Below are 21,223 nucleotides of genomic sequence, written 5' to 3' on the forward strand. Positions count from 1 at the left end.
GGCAAGGTGGAGGCATGCGCGTGCTCGTCGTGGAGGACTTCGAGATTCTGGCCCGGACCATCGGCACCGGTTTGCGCCGCGAGGGCCTGGCCGTGGATGTGGTCCTCGACGGCGCCGAGGCGCTCGACCGTTTGGCGGTCACGCGGTACGACGTGGTCGTCCTCGACCGCGACCTGCCCCGCGTCGCCGGCGACACGGTGTGCCGGCACATCGTCGCCGAGCACCCGGCCAGCCGCGTGCTCATGCTGACCGCGTCGGGCACCGTCCGCGACCGGGTGGAGGGGCTCGGCCTCGGCGCCGACGACTACCTGCCCAAGCCGTTCGACTTCGACGAGCTCGTGGCCCGCATCCGGGCCCTGGGCCGCCGCCCGACGACCGCGCTGCCGCCGGTGCTCACCGTCGGCGATCTCACCCTGGACCCGTCCCGGCACATCGCCACCCGCGGCGGGCTGCGCCTGGACCTGAGCCCGAAGGAGTTCGGCGTGCTGGAGTGCCTCATGGCCGCGGGCGGGCGCCCGGTGTCCGCCGAGGACCTGCTGGAGCGGGTCTGGGACGAGGCCGCGGACCCGTTCACGACGGCGGTGAAGACGACGGTGCGAAGGCTGCGCAGCCGCCTCGGCGACCCGCCTGTCATCCACACGGTCCGCGAGGCCGGCTACCGGGTCGGCCCGGCATGAGGAGAGCGATGGACGGCACGCCGTCAACCGACGTTCCCGGTTCCAGGCGCCAGGCTGATGGTCGGCCTGGCATGAGGCCGGCGATGGACAGCACGCCTTCAGCTGACGGGGTCGGGCGCCGGGCCGCTGGGCGGCCCGGTCCGGGGTGGCGATGGGCGGTGCGCTGTCAGCTGCCCTTCCTGGTGTCGGGCGTCGTGCTGGTGGTCGGTGCGAGCGAGGGCGGCCCGGCATGAGATGGCGATGGACGGTGCGCCGCCAGCTGACGTTCCTGTACGCCGGCCCGTTCCTCGTGTCCGGCATCGTGCTGCTGCTCGTCCCGCTCTTCGGCGCGAGCCAGAGCTCACCCGTCGGCGACGGCACCGTGCCGCCGGAGGGTGCCGACGTGGAGACGCCCTCCCGGCTCGTACCGCTCGTGGTCTTCTCGATACTGGCCATGCTGGTCGTCGCGATCGCGCTCGGGTGGCTGGTCGCCGGCCGCTTCCTGCGGCCCCTGCGCAGCATGGTCGACACGGCCCGGGAGATCTCCGCGACCAACCTGCACCGCCGCCTCGGTCCGACCGGGCGCCGCGACGAGTTCGGCGAGCTCGCCGGGACCCTCGACGACCTGTTCGCCCGGCTCGAGGCGTCCTTCGCCGCCCAGCGCCGGTTCGTGGCCAGCGCCGCACACGAGCTGCGCACACCGCTGACCGCCCAGCGGGCCCTGCTGCAGGTGACGCTGGCCGACCCGGAGGCCTCGCGGGACGAGCTGCGGGCCGCGGCCCACGAGGTGCTCGCGCTGGGCGAGAGCCAGGCCCGCCTCATCGACTCCCTGCTGACCCTGGCCACCGGCGAGCAGGGCGTCGAGCACGCCGCCCCCTTTGATCTCGCCGAGGCCGTCGCCCGCACGCTCGACGTGGTCCCGCTGGACGGCCCGAGGCTGCGGCCGACGCTGCGGGCGGCCCCGCTCACGGGCGACGCCGACCTGGTGGAGAGCATGATCGTCAACCTGATCGGCAACGCGGTCAAACACAACGTGGAGGGCGGCACCGTGACCGTGGCGACGGATCTCGTCGACGGCCGGGCGACGCTGGTCGTGGAGAACACGGGCCCGGTGGTACCGCCGGATGAGCTGGACCGCCTCTTCCAGCCCTTCCAGCGCCTCGGCGCCCAGCGCGTGCGCGCCGCCCGCGACGGCTACGGTCTCGGCCTCGCCATCGTCCGCGCGATCGCCAACGCGCACGGCGCCGACCTGTCCGCCCAGCCACGGCCCACCGGCGGTTTACGTGTCACGGTGACGTTTCCGCCCTGATCGCCCGGGCGACGCAGCCACGCCGCGACGGCGACCTACGTGTGGCCCTGGCAGCCAGCCTCTCCGCGCGACGCAGCCGCAGCGCGACCGCGGTTCAGGTGTCGCCGTGGCGCATCGGCCGGCATCGCCGTGCCGCGATCGCGGTTTGCGTCGCACCGCGGCTCGTCCTGCGCCCTGGCGCTGCAGCTTGAAGGCGGTTTGCGCGGCACCGCGGCTCGTCCCACGCCCTGGCGCCGCAGCTTGACCGCGGTATACGTGGCACCGCGGGGCCCCTCCCACGCACCCGGAAGACGCAGCCTGAACGCGGTTGACGTGGCACCGCGACCGTCCTGCGCACTCACGACACCGCCCGCGCCGGCGACCGCGGTTTACGTCGCACCGTGGCTCATCCTGCGCACTGACGGGCCAGCTTGACCGCGGTTTGACGTGGCACCGTGCTCGTCCTGCGCACTCACGACGCAGCCGCTGCGCGGCTGGGGTTGACCTGCGTGACCGCCTTCTTTGTGGCGCCGTGCCGTTCCGGCTGACCGTCCGGGCGATCAGATTGGAGCCGGACGGCCGTCCTGGTCCGGGTTCCGCCGTCGTGCCCGACTGCGACAATCGACGGCATGACCGGCCTGGACATCATCATCGCCGCGCTCGTCGCCGGGGCCGCCTCGGGCACGTCGGCGGCGGCGAGCACCGCGGTCGGCGACGCGTACGCGGGTCTGCGCAGCGCCCTGCGGCACCGGCTCGACGGGCGCGCCTCCGCCGTGCAGCTCGACGCCGAGCCGACCCCCGATCCTCAGGTGTGGCAGGCGCGGCTCGGCGCGGACCTCGGGGCGAGCGGCGCCGACCACGACGAGGCGATCCTGGCCGCCGCGCGCAAGGTCCTCGACCTGGCCCGGCCGGCCGCCAAGTACCAGGTGGACGTGCGCGACAGCCACGGCATCCAGATCGGCGACGGCAACACCATGCAGGTGGGCACCAGCTACGGCCCTTCCGCGGCCACCATGACGGGGCCCGTGACCGTGCAGTACGGCCAGGTCCCGAGTCCCCCAGCCCCGCCGGCGGCGGAGTAGGGCCCTCCCCCGCCGGGCCCGTCCTCGGCCCGACCGGCAACTTCTACGGCCCGGTCACCGTCACCGAGCGGCGGGCGGTGACGTGGCCGGTCCAGGTCGGCGTCGTACCGGTGCTGGCCGACCGGCGGCTGGACCGCAGCCTGGCCACGAAGGTCGCTTCGAACGACGCCCGCCCCGTCGTGGTGTGCCAGGTCCTCGCCGGCATGGAGGGGTCGGCAAGACGCAGCTCGCCGCCGGCAGTGGGACGACGACCGCATCGATCTGCTGGTCTGGGTCACCGCGGGATCCCGCGCGAGCGTCATCACCGCCTATGCCGACGCCGGCCGGGCCACCAGACCACGAAGATCGCGCAGACGAACCTGGCCTTCTGGCGGGAGCGGGCGGGTTAGGCCGTTGCCGTGGCGAAGACGCGGCGCATGGAGTCGAACGTGGCCAGGGAGCGGCGGGCCTCGTCCTGCAGTGCGCGTACCGCTGCGTCGTCCTCCGGGGCCTCGAGCGCCTCCTCCCACAGGGAGCGCTCGGCGCGGCGCCAGTCCGGTTTGTCGTGTACCTCGATGTCGGTGAAGCCGGCCAGCGGGAGGTCGCGGGCGAGGTCGACGCCGTGGATGCGGGCCGGTACCGCCTCGTCGGCCGGGTCCGTGGCGTCCCAGCAGGTCAGGACGAGACGGCCGCCGGGCTTCAGGAGGCGGCGGAACTCGTTCAGGGCGGCCAGCGGCGGGGCGGCGAACTGGACCGCGTCGATGCACATCAGGCCGTCGGCGCAGTCGTCGGGCAGGCCGGTCGCGGTCAGGGTGCCGACGCGGAACTCGGCGCGGCCGGGCAGCCGCTCGGCGGCCAGCGGGACGGCCGCGGCCAGGGCCACGGCGGCGAAGTCGACGCCGATGAGGCGGGCCTGGGCGCGGCGCGCGAGCTCGATGCCGTACCCGCCGCGGCCGCACGCGATGTCCAGCAGCAGGCCGTCGCCGGGCAGGCGCAGGGCCGCGCCCACCTCGGCCAGGCCCGGGCCGGTGAGGATGCCGGGCAGGCGCAGGTCGGCGGGCACGCCGAGGGTCCGCGCGATGATGGCGTCGCGCACCGGGGACTCGGCGATGTTCGCGTACCATTCGTCGAAGTACTCGGCGTCGAGGCTCTTGGTCATGCCGGCCTTTCCGTGGCGACGTAGTCGGCCAGGTGGCGACCGGTCAGGGTGGAGCGGGCCCGGACCAGGTCGGCCGGGGTGCCCTGGAACACTACAGTGCCGCCGTCGTGGCCGGCGCCCGGGCCGATGTCGATGATCCAGTCGGCCGAGGCCATGACGGCCAGGTGGTGCTCGATCACGATCACCGACTTGCCCGCCTCGACCAGGCGGTTCAGCAGGCCCAGCAGCTGCTCCACGTCGGCCAGGTGCAGGCCGGTGGTGGGCTCGTCGAGGACGTACACCCCACCCTTCTCCGCCATGTGGATCGCCAGCTTGAGCCGCTGGCGCTCGCCGCCGGACAGGGTCGTCAGGGGCTGGCCGAGGCTGATGTAGCCGAGGCCGACGTCGGCCAGGCGGGACAGGATCGTGTGGGCGGCCGGAATGCGCGACTCGCCGGTGGCGAAGAACTCGTGCGCCTCCGTGACCGGCATGGCCAGGACCTCGGCGATGTTGCGCCCGCCCAGCCGGTACTCCAGCACCGAGGCCTGGAAGCGCTTGCCCTCGCACTCCTCGCAGACCGTCGCCACGCCGGCCATCATGGCCAGGTCGGTGTAGATGACGCCGTTGCCGTTGCAGTTCGGGCAGGCGCCCTCGGAGTTCGCGCTGAACAGGGCCGGCTTCACCCCGCCGGCCTTGGCGAAGGCCTTGCGGATCGGCTCGAGCAGGCCGGTGTACGTCGCCGGGTTGCTGCGCCGCGAGCCGCGGATCGCGCCCTGGTCGACGGAGACGACGCCGGCGCCCTTCGGGATGGAGCCGTGGATGAGCGAGCTCTTGCCCGAGCCCGCGACGCCGGTGACCACCACGAGCACGCCCAGCGGGATGTCGACGTCGACGTCGCGCAGGTTGTGGGTGTTCGCGCCCCGCACCTGCAGGAACCCGTTCGGCTTGCGGAAGGAAGGCCGCAGTCCGGCGCGGTAGTCCAGGTGGCGGCCGGTCAGGGTACCGCTGCGCCGGAGCCCTTCGACGGTGCCCTCGAAGCACACCGTGCCGCCCGCCCCGCCCGCGCCCGGGCCGAGGTCGACGACGTGGTCGGCGATCGCGATCGTGTCGGGCTTGTGCTCCACCACGAGCACCGTGTTGCCCTTGTCGCGCAGGCGCTGCAGCAGGCCGTTCATGCGCTCGATGTCGTGCGGGTGCAGGCCGACCGTCGGCTCGTCGAAGATGTACGACACGTCGGTGAGCGACGAGCCGAGGTGCCGGATCATCTTGGTCCGCTGGGCCTCGCCACCGGACAGCGTGCCCGACGGCCGGTCGAGCGAGAGGTACCCCAGGCCGATCTCCACGAACGAGTCGAGCGTGCGCTGCAGGGTGCCCAGCAGCGGCCCGACCGAGCGGTCCTCGATCCCGCGCACCCACTCGGCGAGGTCGCTGATCTGCATCGCGCAGGCGTCGGCGATGTTCGCCCCGCCGATGCGCGAGGCGAGCGCGGCCTGGTTGAGCCGGGTGCCGCCGCACTCGGGGCAGGCGGTGAAGGTGACCGCCCGTTCGACGAAGGCGCGCAGGTGCGGCTGCAGGGCCTCCTTGTCCTTCTGCAGGAAGGACTTCTGCACGCGGGGCACGAGCCCCTCGTACGTCATGTTGATGTTCTCGAGCTTGACCTTGCACGGCTCCTTGTAGAGGAAGTCGTGCCGCTCCTGCTCGGTGTAGTCCTTGATCGGCTTGTCGGGGTCGACGAAGCCGGAGGCCGAGAAGATGCGCACGAGCCAGCCGTCGACGGTGTACCCCGGGATCGTGATCGCGCCCTCGGCGAGGGACTTGTTGCGGTCGAACAGCTCGTCGAGGTCGATGTCGGTGACCGCGCCCATGCCCTCGCAGCGGGGGCAGGCCCCGGCGGGCACGTTGAAGCTGTAGTGGAACGCCGGGCCGGCGCTCGGCGTGCCGAGGCGGCTGAACACGATGCGCAGCATGGCGTTGGCGTCGGTCGCGGTGCCGACGGTGGAGCGCGAGTTCGCGCCCATCCGCTCCTGGTCGACGATGATGGCCGTGGTCAGGCCCTCGAGCAGGTCGACGTCGGGGCGGGCGAGGCTGGGCATGAAGCCCTGCACGAACGCGCTGTACGTCTCGTTGATGAGCCGCTGCGACTCCGCGGCGATGGTGCCGAACACGAGCGAGCTCTTGCCCGAGCCGGACACGCCAGTGAACACGGTGAGCCGGCGCTTGGGGATCTCGACGCTGACGTTCTTCAGGTTGTTCTCGCGGGCCCCGTGCACCTGGATGAGGTCATGACTGTCGGCGACATGCACCCGGACACCCTAACCAGCCTCGGTGACGATTGCATGGACCTTCTTCAGGAACGACTCGGCCGCGGCCCGGTCCACGGACCGCCCCGCCGCGCGGCTCTCGGCGTGGCTGGCGAGGGCGGCCCGGATCACCGGGGCCTGCGCCGGGAGGTGCTCGACGGCCCACGCGGCGGCGGCGCGCTTGGGCGACCAGGTGTGCTCGGCGTGGTACCGCAGCGCCCGGCACCCGTTGAGGACCGCGTTGTCGCCGTGGTCGCCGAGGCCGGCGAGCTGGGCCGCGACCGACTCCGCGACGACGGGCAGCAGCCGGCGCGGGCGGACGCGGGTGACGAGGTCGGGGAAGGGCGGGCCGATGAGCGCGCGGCGCTGCTGGCGGACCATGTCGCGGTCGATCGGGTACCAGAAGGTGAGCCCGTCGCCGGGGCCGGTCTCGGCCTTGTAGGGCAGCTCGGCGCCGGTGTTGAGGTTGAGCGCGAAGCCGGCCTCGGTGGCCAGGCGGGCGAGGGTGGCCCGGTCGTACAGCACGAACTCGAGGCCGGCGGCGGGGCACGGCAGCGCGCGGTGGTCGAGGGCGGCGACGACCGCGGCGATCTCGGCGGGTGCGGGGTGGTCGGCGACGGCGAGCAGGTCGATGTCACTGCGGCCGGGGACGTACGCGTCGAAGGCGAGCGAGCCGGCCGGGTACACCCCGACGAGCCGGCCGCGGAAGACGCTCTGGAGGCGGCCGACGACCGCGCCGAGGTATCCGTCGAGTGAGCTCACCGCTCAGTTGTAACTGCCGGAGGTGTGCCGGGTCGAGGGCTACTCGACCCGAGTCACCGTCCGGGCAGGACTACTTCTTCTTGCCCTTCTTGTCCTTCTTCGACTTCTTGGACTTCTTCGCCATGGGAATCACCTCCTGCGGCTCGCTGACGCAACAGAGACTACGACCAAACTGTCGGTGAACAAAGGGTTTCCTGAAGATTTCCTAGGCCATCCAACGATCGCCGACCGTCCATAAAGGACTTCAGAAGAGCCGGACCCCGCGGTTGTACCCACTGCGCCTACGCTGTCAGCAGCGGTTCTCGTGTTCGGTATAGTCACCATGAAGTGAGGTGAGCATGAGTGCACCGAATGCGGTGAGAAATTATCACGCGCCCCGGCGTGTGGCGCAGGCCGCAGCCACGCGGGAGGCGATCGCGGTCGCGGCCGAGCGCCTCTTCGCCCGGCACGGGTACGCGGGCACGACCATCGCGGCCGTCGCGGAGGCGGCGGGGGTCACCCCGAAGTCGGTGTACGCGCTCGCCGACAAGCCGGGCCTGCTGCTGCTCGTCGTGCGCCGGGCCGAGGCGGCGCCCAGGCCCGAAGACACCGCGGGTGCGCTGCTGCGGCGGTACCCTGTGGAAAGGGCCTTCGAGGAGGCCGCGCAGGCCGAGCCCGTGCTGCGCGAGGCGTGGCGGCGGCACGAACGCGCGCGCCGCGCCGGGCTCAAGGCGCTCGTGCGCGCGGCGGCGGACGCCGGACGGCTGCGGCCCGGGCTGACCGTGGGGCGGGCCACCGACACGCTGTGGGCGCTTGTCACGTGGCACGCGGTGGCGCTGCTGGTGGAGCAGCGGGGCTGGACGCGGGCGAAGCTGGCGACCTGGCTGAACCAGCTCATCGAGACGACGCTCAGCGGGCCGCCCACCCCGGGTTCCTGAGACGCCGCGCGGGCCGGCCGCCTCGGCTTGCTAAGACGCCCCGCGGGCCGGCCGCCTCGGCGACCCGCGTTCGCCGGACGCACGCGGGCCGGCCGCCCTCCTGGACGACCGGCCCGCGCGTCTCGATCAGGCCGGGAGCTTGCCCGGGCCCGCGTTCCTGGTCACGATCCCCGGCACGTCGGCCGTGGCGTCGAGGCTCGCCCGCAGGGCCGGGGTCCAGCCGGCGTCGGTCGCGATGTCCGGGTCGAACGCCGCGTTGTACTCGTTCAGCAGGTTCACCGCCACGACCGGCCCGGTGCCGACCCGCGCGAGGGTGCCCTTCTCCGTCATCTGCGTGCCGCCCCAGTTGTAGACGAACGCGTTGAGCGGGGTGTCGGCGCTGCGCAGCACGAAGTTGTTCTCGGCGTACACCTGCGACTGCACGCCCACGCCGATCGCGTAGACGAACGTGTCCTCGTCGGTGGCGTAGTAGTAGTTGTTGTACACGTCCACCTGGCCGAAGCGGACCCGCGGCACCCGCTGGCCGACGTCGGCGAACCGGTTGTGGTGCAGCGTGACGCGCAGCTTGCCCACGTCGACGCCCGGCGTGTTCGTCGAGCCGATCAGCATGGTCTTGTCGTGCTCGAAGTAGTTGTTGTACGACACCGTCACGTAGTCGGAGCCCTTGATGATGTCCGAGGAACCGTCGTGCACCTGGTAGGGCCGGGCGAGGTAGATCGGCTGGTTCACGTCCTGGTTCGCGCCGTCGGTGAACGAGTTGTGGTCCAGCCAGACGTTCGTGGCGCCGCTGAGCGACACGCTGTCGTACAGCGAGTTCCAGTTGCCCGTGGCCCCGTCGGTCGGCGTCCAGGCCGGGAAGCAGTCGTACGCGTCCTCGAAGGCCACGTTGCGGATGATCACGTTGTTGACGTTGGTGAGCAGCAGATCGCCGCCCTTGATCCGGGCGTTGCGCAGCCCGTAGATCGTCGTGTTGGCCCCGACGTCGATCTTGACCTTGAGGCCCTGGTTCTTCGCCGAGCGGACCCGCGCGTCCTCCAGCGGCCCGGTGGGCGCCACGCGGCCCCAGGTCGCCGGGTCGTACGCGGTCAGGTACGCCTGCAGGTTGTACTCCGGGTCCGCGTAGTCGGTGCAGCTGCGGCCCTCGTTGGCGTCGATCGTGCCCGCCACCAGCACGATCTTCGGCGTGCTGCCGGCCACCGCGGCGGCGAGCTCGTCGCGGGTCCGCACGACGATGACGTGCGCGTCGTCGGCGGCGGAGCCGCCCGTGGTGCCCGCGCCCGCCGAGCCCCAGCCGTCGTTGGCGGCCAGGACCCCGCGCGCCTGGGCGGGCACCGCCGGCGAGCCGGCGTTGGCCTGGGCGGCTAAGACCACGCCGGTCGCGACCAGCCCGGCCACCGTGGCGGCGGTAAGGCCGGCCCGGATCCCTACGTGCATCGGTCCTCCAGTCACAGGAAAGCGCATTCCTGGCGACCACGTTGGCACCGGCACTGCGGGGAGTCAACGCGTGGCGTTTGCAGGTTTGTTGCAGTCGTCACTTTCAGGCCCTCTGCCGCCACGTAGCTGTAAGGATCATTGGAGGCTTACGCGGTGACCACCGCCGCCGCCCCGGCCGCCCGCCGTTTCGCCGCCCTGCGCAACCGCGACTGCCGCCCGTACCTCTTCGGCGCGGCGCTGTCGATGATGGCCGACAACGTCGAGCACGTGATCACCTACTGGGTGCTGTGGCAGAAGTTCCACTCCGAGGCCCTCGCCGGCTTCCAGGTGATCAGCCACTGGGTGCCGTTCCTGCTGTTCTCGGTGTGGTTCGGCGGGCTCGCCGACCGCTACGACTGCCGCCGGGTCATCCAGGCCGCCCAGGCGCTGTTCATGCTGGTCTCCCTGCTCTGGGGCATCCTGTTCATCACCGACTCGCTGCAGGTCTGGGAGGCCTGTGTACTGCTGGTGCTGCACGGCATGGCGGGCTCCCTCTGGGGCCCGGGCGAGCAGCTCATGCTGCACGATTTCGTCGGCGACGAGGAGCTCGTCTCGGCCGTGCGCCTCAACGCGACCTTCCGCAGCCTCGGCGTCCTGTTCGGCCCGGCGGTCGGCTCCGGCCTGCTGCTGTGGCTCGGCCCGAAGGCGGGCATCCTCACGAACATCGCGTTCTACCTGCCGCTGACGCTGTTCCTGTTCCGCACCAGGTTCACCGGCCACACCCGACACGGCCGCCCCGCCGGGCCGCGCGTCGGCCTGCTCGACACCGTGAAGGTTTTGCGCCGCGTGGCCGGCGACCACACCCTGATCAGCATGATCATCCTGGCCGGCCTCGCGTCGTTCTTCGTCGGTACCGCGATGCAGGCCACGATGCCGACCTTCGCCGAGGACCTGAGCCCGGGCAGCGCGGACGTGTACGGCATCCTGCTCTTCGCCGCGGGCGCCGGCGGGGTGGCCGGCGGCCTGCTCCTGGAGGCGACGGGCTGGATGCGCCCGACGGTCCGGGCGGCGATCGTGACGACGCTGGCGTACGGCCTCAGCAGTCTCCTCTTCGCCGTCGCCGGCAACCTCTGGCTGGCCGTCGTCCTGCTCTTCATCGGCGGCGTCGCGAACCTCGCGGCGATGTCGATCGGCCAGACCGTGACCCAGCTGCTCGCCCCGCCGGACGAACGGGGCCGCGTCATCGGCGTGTACAACGTCGCCTCGGCGGGCCTGCGCGCGGGCAGCGGCGTGACGGTGGGCGTCCTGGGCGCGGCGATCGGCGTGCACTGGTCGCTGGGGCTGAGCTCGGCGGCCCTGTGCGTGGGGACGGGCTTCGCCGCGCTCTACACCCGCCACGGCCAGCGGGTGTCCTGAGCGCAGTGCCGGGGCGCCGTTGCCAGGCGCACCCCCGAGACCCTCCGCACCGCCGCCGTGCCGCACGCTCACGCCCCGCGAGCCGGGGCGCTCGGGCCGCAAGCGAGGCCACTCCCGCACCGCGAGCCGGGGCGCTCCGGCCGCAACGCCAGGCCACTCCCAACAGCGCAAGCGGGCACCCCAGCCGCGACGTGACATCGGCTCCCGCATCGCGAGCCGGTGTCCAGGGGAGCACCACACCGCCACAGCGCTCCAACACCGCGCCGGGGTGTCCCCGAACGCTATGTCGGGCGCTCCGCGCCACGACATAGCGGATTTTTCGCCCGACGGGGTATTTGCCCGATTCCCGCGAACCTGCGCGCACCCGCACGGCACCGCCCCACGACTCTTCTGTCGGGCGGTCGGTCCGATGTCATCCCCGACGGCGTTGCAACGACCTGAAGGGGGGCCGCCGACATGAGCGGTGGACACGCGGCGAAGGCCGGCGCGCACACCAGACACAACAAGGGCGGCCACGACGAGGAGGAACACGAGAACCACGAGCGGTGGCTCGTCTCCTACGCCGACATGATGACCCTGCTCATGGTCCTGTTCATCGTCCTGTTCGCCATCTCCCAGGTCGACCAGAAAAAGTTCGCCGAACTCAAGAACGGCCTCGCCGTCGGGTTCGGCAGCCCCTCCATCGCCTTCAACGGCGGCGAAGCCTCCCTCATGGAATCCTCCGAATCCAACTCCCCCATCGACCTCTCCTCCGGCATCGGCGGCACCACCACCGACGCCACCGCCGTCCAGAACGCCGTCCAAGCCAACGAACGCGCCGCCGCCTCCCAACGCCAGGCCGCCGCCGCCACCGAAGTCCGCAACTACGACAAGATCAAAACCCAGATCACCGCCGAACTCACCAAACAAGGCCTCCAGGACCAAGTCACCTACACCATCGACGAACGCGGCCCCGTCGTCACCATCATCACCACCGGCATCGTCTTCAACGGCAACGAAGCCACCCTCCTCACCGCCGGCCAACACATCATCGACGGCATCGGCCCCGCCATCACCGCCCTGCCCAACCACATCGAAGTCGACGGCCACACCAACCAGCTCACCGGCGGCACCGGCACCTACCCCTCCGGCTGGGAACTCTCCTCCTCCCGCGCCTCCGCCGTCGTCCGCACGCTGCACACCGACGCCGGCATCACCGACACCCGCCTGCAAGCCGCCGGCTACGCCGACACCAAACCCCTCTACCCCACCACCGACCCCCGGGCCGAAACCCTCAACCGCCGCGTCGAGGTCATCATCCTGTCCACCCTGCCGGCCGACACCCGGGCGCTACTGCCCTCGGCCTCAACCAACTGAGGAGAGAGCAATGGCCAAGGACGACAAGACCACCGACGAGACCCCGAAAACGAGCAGGAAGAAGCTCATCATCATCGCGATCGCGCTGGTCGCCCTGATCGGCGGCGGCGCGGGCGGCTACCTGATGTTCAAGCCCAAGACCGCCGCGGCCGAGCCCGCCCCCACACCCGGCGTCGTCTCCGTACTCGACGCCATCACCATCAACCTCGCCGACGGGCACTACCTCAAGCTCAAAATGACCCTCCAGGCCACCACCGAGGCCGCCGAGGCCCCCGACGGCAGCAAGGCCCTCGACATCGCCATCGAGCTGTACAGCGGCCGCAAGATGGACGAGCTGATGTCGAACGCGGAGCGCGACCGCACGAAGAAGGACCTCGTGGCGAAGGTCGTGAAGGCCTACACGGTCGAGAAGAAGAAAGAGGTCATGGACATCTACTTCACCACGTTCGTGATCCAGTAAGCCGGTTCAGAGGCCGCCCTCCGGGGCGGCCTTCCGGCGTTCCAGCGCGCTGTCGAGGGCCCAGCGCACGAACTCCGGCAGATCGGGCAAGGGCCCGGCGGGACCGAGCTCGGCCAGCGCGTAGCCGATCTCGTCACCGGCGCAGTCGGCGAGCTCGGGGTCGGCGGCGGCCCGCAGGAGGGCGTCCACCACCCGCGGGTCGCGCCAGTTGCGCAGATCCGCGATGGCGAGGCCCCGCAGGTCAACATCCAGAGCGTCGTCGACAAGCACCGCGGCAAGGCGTTCGGCCCGTCCGTCCCAGGGCAGGGCGCCGGGCTCGGGCAGGACGCCCATGCACGGCGGCCGGTACCCGTGGGCCTCCGCGTAGTGCAGCATCAGCACCGGCGCCGAGTACACCGCGCCGTCGGTGGCGTAGTAGTGGAACTCGCCCGTGCCTTCCGGTGGATTCGGACCGGGGCACCACTCGCACTGGTGCTTGCCGAGCATCACACTGGCCGGGAAACGGGACGCACCGTGCAGGCGGGCCAGCTCCGCGGCCGACAAGGGCGCCCGGCCGAACGCCGACGGGTCGTCGTCCGGCCGGCCCAGCCAGCCGATGTTGCGCATCGGCAGCGGGAACGCGTAGTACGCGTACGGCGACAGGTCAGCGAAGCGCATGCATGGCCTTGACCGCGTCGATCCAGAAGCGCAGCTTCTCGGGGGTCTGGCCGACCAGGTACGTCGCGCGCAGCTTCGGAGGCAGGTGCCGCAGGAGCACGACGACGACGTCGAGGTGCTCGCGCAGCTGGGAGACCTCCGCGTTGGAGAAGACCTGGTGCACGAGGTCGGTGTCGTCCGTGCCCTCGTCGCAGTCGGCGAGGCCCCCGGCCAGGCGGGCGGCCCAGCCCTCCGGGTCGTCGGCCAGCTCGCGCAGGCCCAGGCGGCGCTCCCCGGACAGGCGCGCCTCGAGGCCCGCGAGCGGGATCGGCGCGTACTCGCCGTCGCCGAGGTAGATCAGGCCCGCCTGCAGCGGCTGCTCGTGCAGGTGCAGCTTGATGAGCCGCTCCAGCGTGCGCTTGCTGACCCAGTCGCGGCCCTCGTCGTCGATGTCGTACTTCCACCAGTCCAGCGCCGCCTCGGCCGGGCGGCCGTAGGTGTCGATGAGCCACTGGCCGGACGGGATGTCGTCGGGGCCGACCTCGATGCTGGCGGTGAAGCGGCTCGCCTGGGCCAGGTTGTTCGGGGTCACCTGGAGCTTGCGGCCCACGTGGTAGGGCGGGTTCTGCAGCGCGAACTGGGCCCGCAGCCCCTCGATCGGCCGCCCGGCCAGGGACCACTCCTGCGTGATCTCCATGAGCCGGGCGAACGCCGCGCGGTCCTTGGGCCGGTTGTACTCGTCCCACACGATCACCTTCGGCCGCGGGCCGAGCAGGGCCCGGGTCAGCAGCGTGTCGAGGGTGCCGTCGGGGGCGGGCACCGGCACGCAGAGGTCCTCGACGTTGGTGACGGGCAGCGAGAAGTACACCGGGTCGGCGCCCGTCTCCTCGCGCACGATCTGCTTGGCGATCTCCGTCTTGCCGCAGCCCGGCGGGCCCTGCAGCAGGACCGCCCAGCGGCGGGCGATCGCGGTGCGCAGCAGCCGGCGGACCGGGTCGGCGACGGTCACCGGGTCGCTGACGCCGAGCTCGGCGGCGAGCTGCTTGAGGATCTCGTCGGTGCGGTCGGTGCCGTCGTCCTCGGTGAGGCGCAGCCGGGCGCCGTCGAGCAGCGGCAGCCCCCACCGCATCGGCAGCCCCTCGGCCGCGCAGTCGAGCACGTGCTGCAGCGTGCGGGGCGAGAGCAGCTTGCGCACCGCCGGGGTCTGCGACGCCCACACGCGGAACGCGCTGTCGAGCTCCCAGCGGGGGTACCGCGCGGTCAGGCTCTCCCGCCACGAGGTGTCGTTCGCGCCGATGTGCAGGGTCGCCATCCGGTCGAGCACCGCCAGGTCGGTGCGGCGGGCCGAGGTCTCGGCGGCCGACTCGTTGTCGGTGAGGAACACCCCGACGCAGCCGAGCGCGCGCAGGTCGTGCTCGCCGAGCGTCCAGTTGCACGCCACCTGCATCAGCTGCGACTGGATGGTGTCGCCGGCCTGCAGCGAGTCGTCGATGAGCAGCACGAAGCGCCGGCCCGGGTTGAGCTGCTTCATGATCAGCTGGTGCAGGGCCAGCTCACCGGTGGCCGCGTCGCGCACGGGCGCGTTGACGAGCAGGTCGTCGGGGGTGAGGTTGGCCGCGGGCACGAGGACGACGTCGAGGCCGTGCTCGCGCGGCACGTACGACAGGAACGTCGACGTCTTGCCGATCCCGTGCTCGCCGAACACCTGCCCGGTGATCCCGGCCGCGATCATGCCGTCGATGAACCGTTCCAGCAGCGACTCGCCCACGCGTCAGTCCTCTCCCGTCCGCACCCGGTGGCAGGCCATCGGCGGGATCTGCCGCTCCGGCCACGTGTCGCCGCCGTCGGTGATGAGCCAGATCCACTTCCCGGGCTCGGCCGGGCGCACCACCGGCGCGTGCCCGTCGGTCACCACGATCACCGCCTCGACCCGGTCCTCCAGCCGCTTGCCGCCGACCTCGAGCCGCCCCTCGGCGTAGTCGACGACCCCCTGGAAGCTCGTCCCGCCGCCGCCCAGCACCCGCTCCCCCGGCTGGAACGGCATGACCAGCGCGTCGAAGCTGAGCCAGTGCGCGCGCACGCCCTCGATCCGCCCGACCAGGGTGGTCAGCCACTCCACGACCGCATCGGGCATCGAGCCGGAGGTGTCAAAGGCGATGAGCACGGTTTTGTACCGTGTCTCGCCCCGCCGGTGCAGCATCGGCTCATGGCCGAGGGCGAGCAGCACGGCGCCCAGCTTCTTGGGGTACACCATCCGCTCCCCCGGCTGGAGCCGGTCGGCGAGCACGTCGGCGAGCCAGCGCCGCCACCACTCGACCCGCCGGGTCTTCTGCGTCGTGCCGCGCAGGGCCGCCAGCCCGAGGTCGCCCCACAGCTTGGCGATCCGGTCCCCGCCGTCCTCGGTGCGTGCGGCGAGCTCCAGCAGCTCCGCGCGCGCCACCGGGTTGCCGGCCCGGGCCTGGCGCATCAGCGACTCCAGCACGGCCCCGGCGAGGCGCTCGACGGTCTCCGGGTCGAGGGGCACCCCGTCCTCGCCCATGTGCACGCAGAGCACCACGGTCACCGGCGGGTCGGCCATGCGCCGCAGCTCCCGGTAGATCCCGAGGTCGGTCGCGACGAAGGCCGCGTAGCCGAGCGGCTCCCGCCCCTGCCCGCGCAGGTCGGCCTCGTAGGCCCGGTGCACCGCGACCGGGTCGACGCCGACGGTCTCCCCGTCCAGCCGCGGCATCGTCGTGCCTAGGCGCCGCATCCCCACGTGGTTGACGCTGACCTCGGTGGCCAGCGTGAACAGCGGGTCGTCGCGCAGCTCCCGATCGGTGTGCAGGTGCCGCTGGATCAGGTGCCGGGCCTCGTGGAACAGCACGAACTTGACCCCGGACGGCCCGAGCCGGGCGAAGAACCCGGGGTTGTACAACAGGCTGCACACCCCGTCGCCGGTGGCCACGACCGCCGCCGTGGCCACCGCCGTGGTCGGGATCTGGTGGCGGCACTTGGCGTAGATCCACGACCCGGCGACGCTGTCGCGCACCCCGAAGTCGAGCAGCGCCGCCTCCTTCAGCTGCCGCGCCCGCTCGGTGACGGCCGGGTCGGGGTGGACCATCGCGGCGACGGCGCGCCGGTCGCGCAGGTCGGCTCTCACGATGCCCCCTTCCCGAGTCCGGCTGCCTTCTCGGGGCGAGACATTACCAACGGGGTACGACAAAAAATCAGCCGGAAACGGTGGCGGCCGCGACCGTCAGCAGCTCCGCCACGGGGCCCGGGAAGTCCCCGGCCATGCGCAGGGCGAGCACGATCGCCTCGGCGTCGCCGCCGCAGGCCGCGCCGACGAGGGCCGCCAGCGCGGCCCGCGCTTCCGGGGCCGAGTGGTTGGCGCCGATGAGCTTCAGCGGCAGCTCGGCCGGCACCGCGTGGCGCAGCACCTGCTCCCAGGTGACGACGCCGGAGGCGGTGGCGCGCTGCAGCCAGCCGTTGTAGGGCCCGTCGCGCGGCGTGGCGAGCACCTCCGCGGCGGGGCGGCCGGCCGCGAGCTCCGCCTCGGCCTCGTGCTGCCACGGCCGCAGCTGCGTCCGCCCGGCCTCGGCGAGCTCGGGCGGGCAGCCGCGGGCGTCGCCGATGTCGACCAGGGCCGGGCCGGGCAACGGCGAGCGGCGGTGCTCGGCCAGGATGGCGTCCCAGTGCCAGTGCCGGGTCTCGCCGTACACCTTGCCGAAGTCCAGGCCCTCGGTGCGCAGCAGCGCGATCTGCCCCTCCGGCGACTCGGCCGCGGCGATCTCGGCCTCGAGCTCGTCGAGGCGGGCCCGGCGGGTGGCCTCGTCGCGCACGGCGAGGACCTTCCGGACCCGGCTGCGGGCCGTGGGGGTGATCACGGCCGCGGAGAAGCCCACGGGGTTGAGCTTGGCCTCGATCAGCTCGGCGACGGCGGCGGGGCCGTTGCGGTGCCACAGGTTGAGCAGCAGCCGAAGCTGGGCGGTCTTGCCGCGCACGCGCACGTGCCGCAGGATGTGCCGCTGCAGCCGGAGGTCGGCGCAGTCGAGCGGGTCGGTGCCGTGCCAGCCGGCGGCGAGGGTCAGCAGCTGCCGCGGACCGCCGGGTCGAACGGCCCGCCGGCCAGCAGCCGCCGGCGCAGGGCGTGCGAGGGGCCGGTGCGGCGGAACAGCTTGCCGTTGACCTCGGCGTCGTCGAGGGTGGCGAGCCGCTCGGCGGCGCCGGCGCCGAGCGTGAGCCGCGACGCGAGGGCGAGCGCGAGCGCGCGGCGCGGGTCGGTCAGGGCCCGGTCCACCCATTCGGGCCGCCACGAGCCCTGCGTGAACAGGCCGTGCACCGTCTGGTCGTCCATCGTGCCGAGCAGCGCCAGGTGGGTCTCGACCGGCGCGTGGTCCAGCAGCGTGACGAACGCGGCGCGGCCGGTGGTGGTCCTGTCCGGCCACGCGGCCGTCCCGGCCGACTCCAGCAGCTCGGCGACCGCCCCCGGGAACGCGTTGAGCCTCCCCCGCACCCACGCCCACCTCCCCGGGTCGGCGCCCAGGTGGGCCTCGACGAGCTTCGCGAGCTCGTCGAGCCGGACCGTCTCCAGCACCGCGGCGGCCGGGCGCATCCGCTGCAGCAGCAGGGCCGGGTCGAGCCTGTCGGCGACGGCACGCTTGGCGACGATCCGGGCCGCGCGGGCCGCGCCCTTCTTCGGCACCGGGGCGAGCGCCATCGCCTCGGTCAGCCGGGGCACGGCGACGGCCACCGCGGCCGGGTCGGCGAGGAACAGCTCGAACCGCAGCGCCTCCGGGCAGTCGGGCCGGGCGGCGAGCGCGGCCGCGGCCGGCCCGGCGAACGGCCCGGCGGCGGCGACCGCGTCCCAGTCCAGCGTCTCGCGCAGCGCAAGGTGCTCGGCGAACCCGCCGCGCAGCTCCTCGATCGCCCCGGCCGTGCCCTCGGCCTCGGCGACCAGCTCCTCCAGCCGCTCGGCCGGCACCGCGGGCAACCACTCCGGCCGCCACTCGGCCAGCCCGCCGAGGCGGTGCAGGCTCAGCATCGCGCGCAGCTGCTCGGCCCGGGTCAGGTCCGGCCCGACGCCCCGCAGGATCTCGCGGACGACCGGGATCCGGGGCCCGACGACCGCGGCCCGGTTGTGGCGGTACTGCCCGTACTCCGGCGCGTTGCGGGCCACCAGCATCCGCTGCAGCCGCAGCTCCCACCGGCGCTGCAGCGCGACGCCGGCGACGCGGACCCCGCCGGCCCGGGCGAGCCGCTCCCGCAGCCCGGGGTGGGCGGCCAGCGCGGCCTCGTTCTGGGCGAGCGCGCCGAGCACGTCGTCGTCGCCGAGCTCCAGCAGCGCCGCGACGGCGGCCGCAGGGAGCCGCTGCTGGTCGTAGGCGATCGGGTGCAGCAGGTCGCGCGCGCCGCTCATCAGCCGGGGCCAGTCGAACGCGGCCCCGCCCGCCTGCGCCGCCGCCTCCATGAGCGCCCACGGTCCCGGCGTCCGGTCGAACATCAGGCCGCCACCGCCGCGGTGGCCACCGCGAGCAGCTCGGCCGGCGGCCCCGGGAACCCGGTGACCATCGCCGCGGCGAGCACGATCGCCTCGAGGTTGCCGTCCCACACGTCGGCGAGCAGCGCGGCCAGCGCGGCCAGCGCGGCCCGGGCCTCGGGCGGCGAGGCGCTGCCGCCGGCGATGTCCAGCGGCAGCCCGGCCGGGACGCAGTGGCGCAGCAGCTGCTCCCAGGTGACGACGCCGGCCGCGGTGAACTTGCCGATCCAGCCGCCGTAGTGCCCCTCCCGCGGGGCCGCCATGATCTCCTCGACCGGCCGGCCGGCCGCGTACTCGGTCGCCTGCTCGCTGTCCCACGGCCGCAGCTTGTCCCGCCCGGCCTCGACCAGCTCCTCGGGCACCTCGCGGGCCTCGGCGATGGTGGCCAGGATCGGGTCGGGCAGCGGCTCGCGGCGATGCTCGGCGACGATGGCGTCCCAGTGCCACAGCCGGGAGTCCTTGAACAGCAGCGTGTGGTCGGTGCGCTCGGCCCGCAGCAGCGCGAACTGGCCGGCCGGGCTCTCCTCGGCGGCGATTTCGGCCTCGAGCTCGTCGAGGGCGGCCTGCCGGGCGCCGGGCTCGGCGATGGCGAGGACCTGCTCGACGCGCTTGCGCACCGGCGGGGTGATCGGCGCGGCGCGGTAGTTGGCCGGCTTGAGGTCGGCGGCGAACAGGTCGCGCACGGCGTCGGGGCCGTGCCGGTGCCACAGGTTGAGCAGCAGCCGCAGCTGGGCGGCCTTTCCGCGGACGCGCACGTGCCGGATGATGTGCCGCTGCAGCTCCTGGTCGGCGCAGTCCAGCGCGTCGGTGCCGTGCCAGCCCGCGGTCTGCTGGAACAGCTGCGCGCGGGCCTGCGGGTCGAACGGGCGGCCGGCCAGCAGCCGCATGCGCAGCCGGTGCGGGGTGTTGGTGCGGCGGAAGACCAGGCCGTTGACCTCCGGGTCGTCGAGGGCGGCGAGCCGCTCGGCCGAGGCGGCGTCCAGCGACGGGCGGGAGGCGAGCGCCACGCGCAGCACCCGGCGCGGGTCGGCGATCGCCCGGTCGACCCACTCGGGCCGCCAGGCGCCCCGGGTGAACAGGTCGGTGACGGACTGCTCGTCCATCCGGTCGAGCAGGGCCAGGTGGGCCTCGGCCGGGGCGTGGTCGAGCAGCGTGACGAACGCGGCCCGGGCGCTGGTGGTCCTCTCCGGCCAGGCGGCCGTCCCGGCCGCCTCCAGCAGCTCGGTGACGGTGCCCGGGAACGCGTTGAGCCTCGCCCGCACCCACGACCACTTGCCCGGATCGGCGCCGAGATGGGCCTCGACCAGCTTCGCCAGCTCGTCGAGCCGGACCGTCTCCAGCACTGCGCCGGCGGGCCGCATCCGCTCCAGCAGCAGGCCCGGGTCGAGGCCGTCGGCGACGGCGCGCTTGGCGACGACCTTGGCCGCCTTGGCCGCGCCCTTCTTCGGCAGCGGGGCGAGGGCCATCTCCTCCGTGAGCCGGGGCACCGCCGGGGCCACGGCGGCGGGCTCGGCGAGCAACAGCGTGAACCGGAAGTCGTCGGGGCAGTCGGGCCGGGCGGCGAGCGCGGCCGCGGCGGGCCCGCCGAACGGGATCCGGGCGTGGCCCTGCGCCACCGCGGCCCAGTCCAGCTCGGCGCGCATGTACAGGTGGTCCGGGAAACCCCGCCACAGCTCGTCGATCGCGCCCCGGGTGCCCTCCCACTCGGCCGCGTGTGCCTCGAGCTCCTCCAGGTCGAGCGGCAGGTGCGGCCAGACGTCCTGGTGCAGGCTGGAGTCGGAGAAGCCCGAGTCCGGCCCCTCCAGGCGGCTCAGGGTCGCCAGGGCCCTCCAGTGCTCGGCGACCGTGAGCTTGACCGGGCCGAACCGCCAGGCCTCGCGGACCGCGTCGCCGGTCGGGCCGACGACCCCGGCGCGCTGCTGCTGGATGAGCCGGCCGAGGTCGGGGCCGTCGGGCGGGTAGGCGGCCAGGGCGAGCCGCTGCAGCCGCAGGTCCCACGAGCGCAGCGCGCGCTGGGTGACCCCCGGGGTGCCGCGGCGGGCCAGTCGCTCCTTGAGGTCGGGGTGCCCGGCGAGGTAGAGCTCGTTGTCGGCGAGCGCGTCGAACAGTGCGGGGTCGCCGAGGTCGAGGGCGGCGTCGACGAACGGCCGCGGGAGGCGGTGGTGGTGCCGCAGCAGCGGTGTCAACGCCTCCCGCGCGCCGCTGACGAGGCGGGGCCAGTCGACGGACCCGCCGCCGACCTCGGCCGCCGCCTCGAACAACGCCAGCGCCGCATTCGCTCTCACGGCCCCGGACACTACCA

18 protein-coding genes are annotated in these 21,223 nt (G+C 73.2%); 7 read left to right on the forward strand and 11 right to left on the reverse strand.

Annotated features, from left to right (window positions below; all coding sequences use genetic code 11):
* Nucleotides 1–14 precede the first annotated feature (14 nt).
* The 3 genes from ACPPVO_RS30455 (at nucleotide 15) to ACPPVO_RS30465 (ending at nucleotide 3,026) form a co-directional block, all read left to right on the forward strand.
* Entirely contained in the window at nucleotides 15–677 is a 663-nt protein-coding gene (locus tag ACPPVO_RS30455; protein ID WP_426501969.1) for a response regulator transcription factor, read from the forward strand.
* 229 nt (nucleotides 678–906) lie between these two features.
* On the forward strand, nucleotides 907–1,965 hold the full coding sequence (locus tag ACPPVO_RS30460) for a sensor histidine kinase (RefSeq protein ID WP_426501970.1): 1,059 nt from the start codon (nucleotides 907–909) through the stop codon (nucleotides 1,963–1,965).
* A 608-nt stretch (nucleotides 1,966–2,573) separates the two neighbouring features.
* Nucleotides 2,574–3,026 (forward strand): hypothetical protein, encoded by a 453-nt coding sequence (locus tag ACPPVO_RS30465; protein ID WP_426501971.1) that lies wholly within the window; start codon nucleotides 2,574–2,576, stop codon nucleotides 3,024–3,026.
* Nucleotides 3,027–3,069: 43 nt separating this feature from the next.
* On the opposite strand, the gene ACPPVO_RS30470 is transcribed toward ACPPVO_RS30465, so the two are convergent.
* From ACPPVO_RS30470 to ACPPVO_RS30485, 4 genes are all read right to left on the reverse strand, one after another.
* Nucleotides 3,070–3,231, reverse strand: coding sequence for a hypothetical protein (locus ACPPVO_RS30470; protein ID WP_426501972.1), 162 nt, complete (start codon nucleotides 3,229–3,231; stop codon nucleotides 3,070–3,072).
* 180 nt (nucleotides 3,232–3,411) lie between these two features.
* Nucleotides 3,412–4,164 carry a class I SAM-dependent methyltransferase gene (locus ACPPVO_RS30475; RefSeq protein ID WP_426501973.1) on the reverse strand — a complete coding sequence of 251 codons (753 nt, stop codon included), beginning with the start codon at nucleotides 4,162–4,164 and terminating at the stop codon, nucleotides 3,412–3,414.
* Nucleotides 4,161–6,446, reverse strand: coding sequence for an ATP-binding cassette domain-containing protein (locus ACPPVO_RS30480; protein ID WP_426501974.1), 2,286 nt, complete (start codon nucleotides 6,444–6,446; stop codon nucleotides 4,161–4,163). The genes ACPPVO_RS30475 and ACPPVO_RS30480 overlap by 4 nt, the downstream gene beginning before the upstream one ends.
* Before the next feature lie 9 nt (nucleotides 6,447–6,455).
* On the reverse strand, nucleotides 6,456–7,205 hold the full coding sequence (locus ACPPVO_RS30485) for an aminoglycoside adenylyltransferase domain-containing protein (protein WP_426501975.1): 750 nt from the start codon (nucleotides 7,203–7,205) through the stop codon (nucleotides 6,456–6,458).
* Between the two features lie 383 nt (nucleotides 7,206–7,588).
* On the opposite strand from ACPPVO_RS30485, the gene ACPPVO_RS30490 reads away from it, so the two are divergent.
* On the forward strand, nucleotides 7,589–8,122 hold the full coding sequence (locus ACPPVO_RS30490) for a TetR/AcrR family transcriptional regulator (RefSeq protein WP_426501976.1): 534 nt from the start codon (nucleotides 7,589–7,591) through the stop codon (nucleotides 8,120–8,122).
* A gap of 126 nt (nucleotides 8,123–8,248) precedes the next feature.
* On the opposite strand, the gene ACPPVO_RS30495 is transcribed toward ACPPVO_RS30490, so the two are convergent.
* Nucleotides 8,249–9,493, reverse strand: coding sequence for a pectate lyase family protein (locus ACPPVO_RS30495; RefSeq protein ID WP_426501977.1), 1,245 nt, complete (start codon nucleotides 9,491–9,493; stop codon nucleotides 8,249–8,251).
* A gap of 216 nt (nucleotides 9,494–9,709) precedes the next feature.
* Between ACPPVO_RS30495 and ACPPVO_RS30500 the strand changes: the two genes are divergently transcribed.
* The 3 genes from ACPPVO_RS30500 (at nucleotide 9,710) to ACPPVO_RS30510 (ending at nucleotide 12,767) form a co-directional block, all read left to right on the forward strand.
* Entirely contained in the window at nucleotides 9,710–10,951 is a 1,242-nt protein-coding gene (locus ACPPVO_RS30500) for an MFS transporter (RefSeq protein WP_426501978.1), read from the forward strand.
* 567 nt (nucleotides 10,952–11,518) lie between these two features.
* Nucleotides 11,519–12,307 carry an OmpA family protein gene (locus ACPPVO_RS30505; RefSeq protein WP_426501979.1) on the forward strand — a complete coding sequence of 263 codons (789 nt, stop codon included), beginning with the start codon at nucleotides 11,519–11,521 and terminating at the stop codon, nucleotides 12,305–12,307.
* A 10-nt stretch (nucleotides 12,308–12,317) separates the two neighbouring features.
* Nucleotides 12,318–12,767: a flagellar basal body-associated FliL family protein gene (locus ACPPVO_RS30510; protein ID WP_426501980.1), complete on the forward strand. Its 450-nt coding sequence runs from the start codon at nucleotides 12,318–12,320 to the stop codon at nucleotides 12,765–12,767.
* 6 nt (nucleotides 12,768–12,773) lie between these two features.
* Here the strand turns inward: ACPPVO_RS30510 and ACPPVO_RS30515 are convergent, their stop codons facing one another.
* From ACPPVO_RS30515 to ACPPVO_RS30540, 6 genes are all read right to left on the reverse strand, one after another.
* Entirely contained in the window at nucleotides 12,774–13,424 is a 651-nt protein-coding gene (locus ACPPVO_RS30515; protein WP_426501981.1) for a hypothetical protein, read from the reverse strand.
* A complete protein-coding gene (locus tag ACPPVO_RS30520) occupies nucleotides 13,411–15,171 on the reverse strand; it encodes an AAA family ATPase (protein ID WP_426501982.1) in 1,761 nt (586 codons plus the stop codon). The genes ACPPVO_RS30515 and ACPPVO_RS30520 overlap by 14 nt, the downstream gene beginning before the upstream one ends.
* A 3-nt stretch (nucleotides 15,172–15,174) precedes the next feature.
* Nucleotides 15,175–16,542, reverse strand: coding sequence for a DUF2201 family putative metallopeptidase (locus ACPPVO_RS30525; RefSeq protein ID WP_426501983.1), 1,368 nt, complete (start codon nucleotides 16,540–16,542; stop codon nucleotides 15,175–15,177).
* A 67-nt stretch (nucleotides 16,543–16,609) separates the two neighbouring features.
* Nucleotides 16,610–17,392 (reverse strand): hypothetical protein, encoded by a 783-nt coding sequence (locus ACPPVO_RS30530; protein WP_426501984.1) that lies wholly within the window; start codon nucleotides 17,390–17,392, stop codon nucleotides 16,610–16,612.
* Nucleotides 17,393–17,469: 77 nt separating this feature from the next.
* Nucleotides 17,470–18,885 (reverse strand): hypothetical protein, encoded by a 1,416-nt coding sequence (locus ACPPVO_RS30535; RefSeq protein ID WP_426501985.1) that lies wholly within the window; start codon nucleotides 18,883–18,885, stop codon nucleotides 17,470–17,472.
* A complete protein-coding gene (locus ACPPVO_RS30540) occupies nucleotides 18,885–21,206 on the reverse strand; it encodes a hypothetical protein (protein ID WP_426501986.1) in 2,322 nt (773 codons plus the stop codon). Before ACPPVO_RS30540 ends, ACPPVO_RS30535 begins: the two co-directional genes overlap by 1 nt.
* Nucleotides 21,207–21,223: the final 17 nt, after the last annotated feature.

The sequence above is a fragment of the Dactylosporangium sp. McL0621 genome (assembly GCF_049995355.1).
GTDB lineage: Bacteria > Actinomycetota > Actinomycetes > Mycobacteriales > Micromonosporaceae > Dactylosporangium.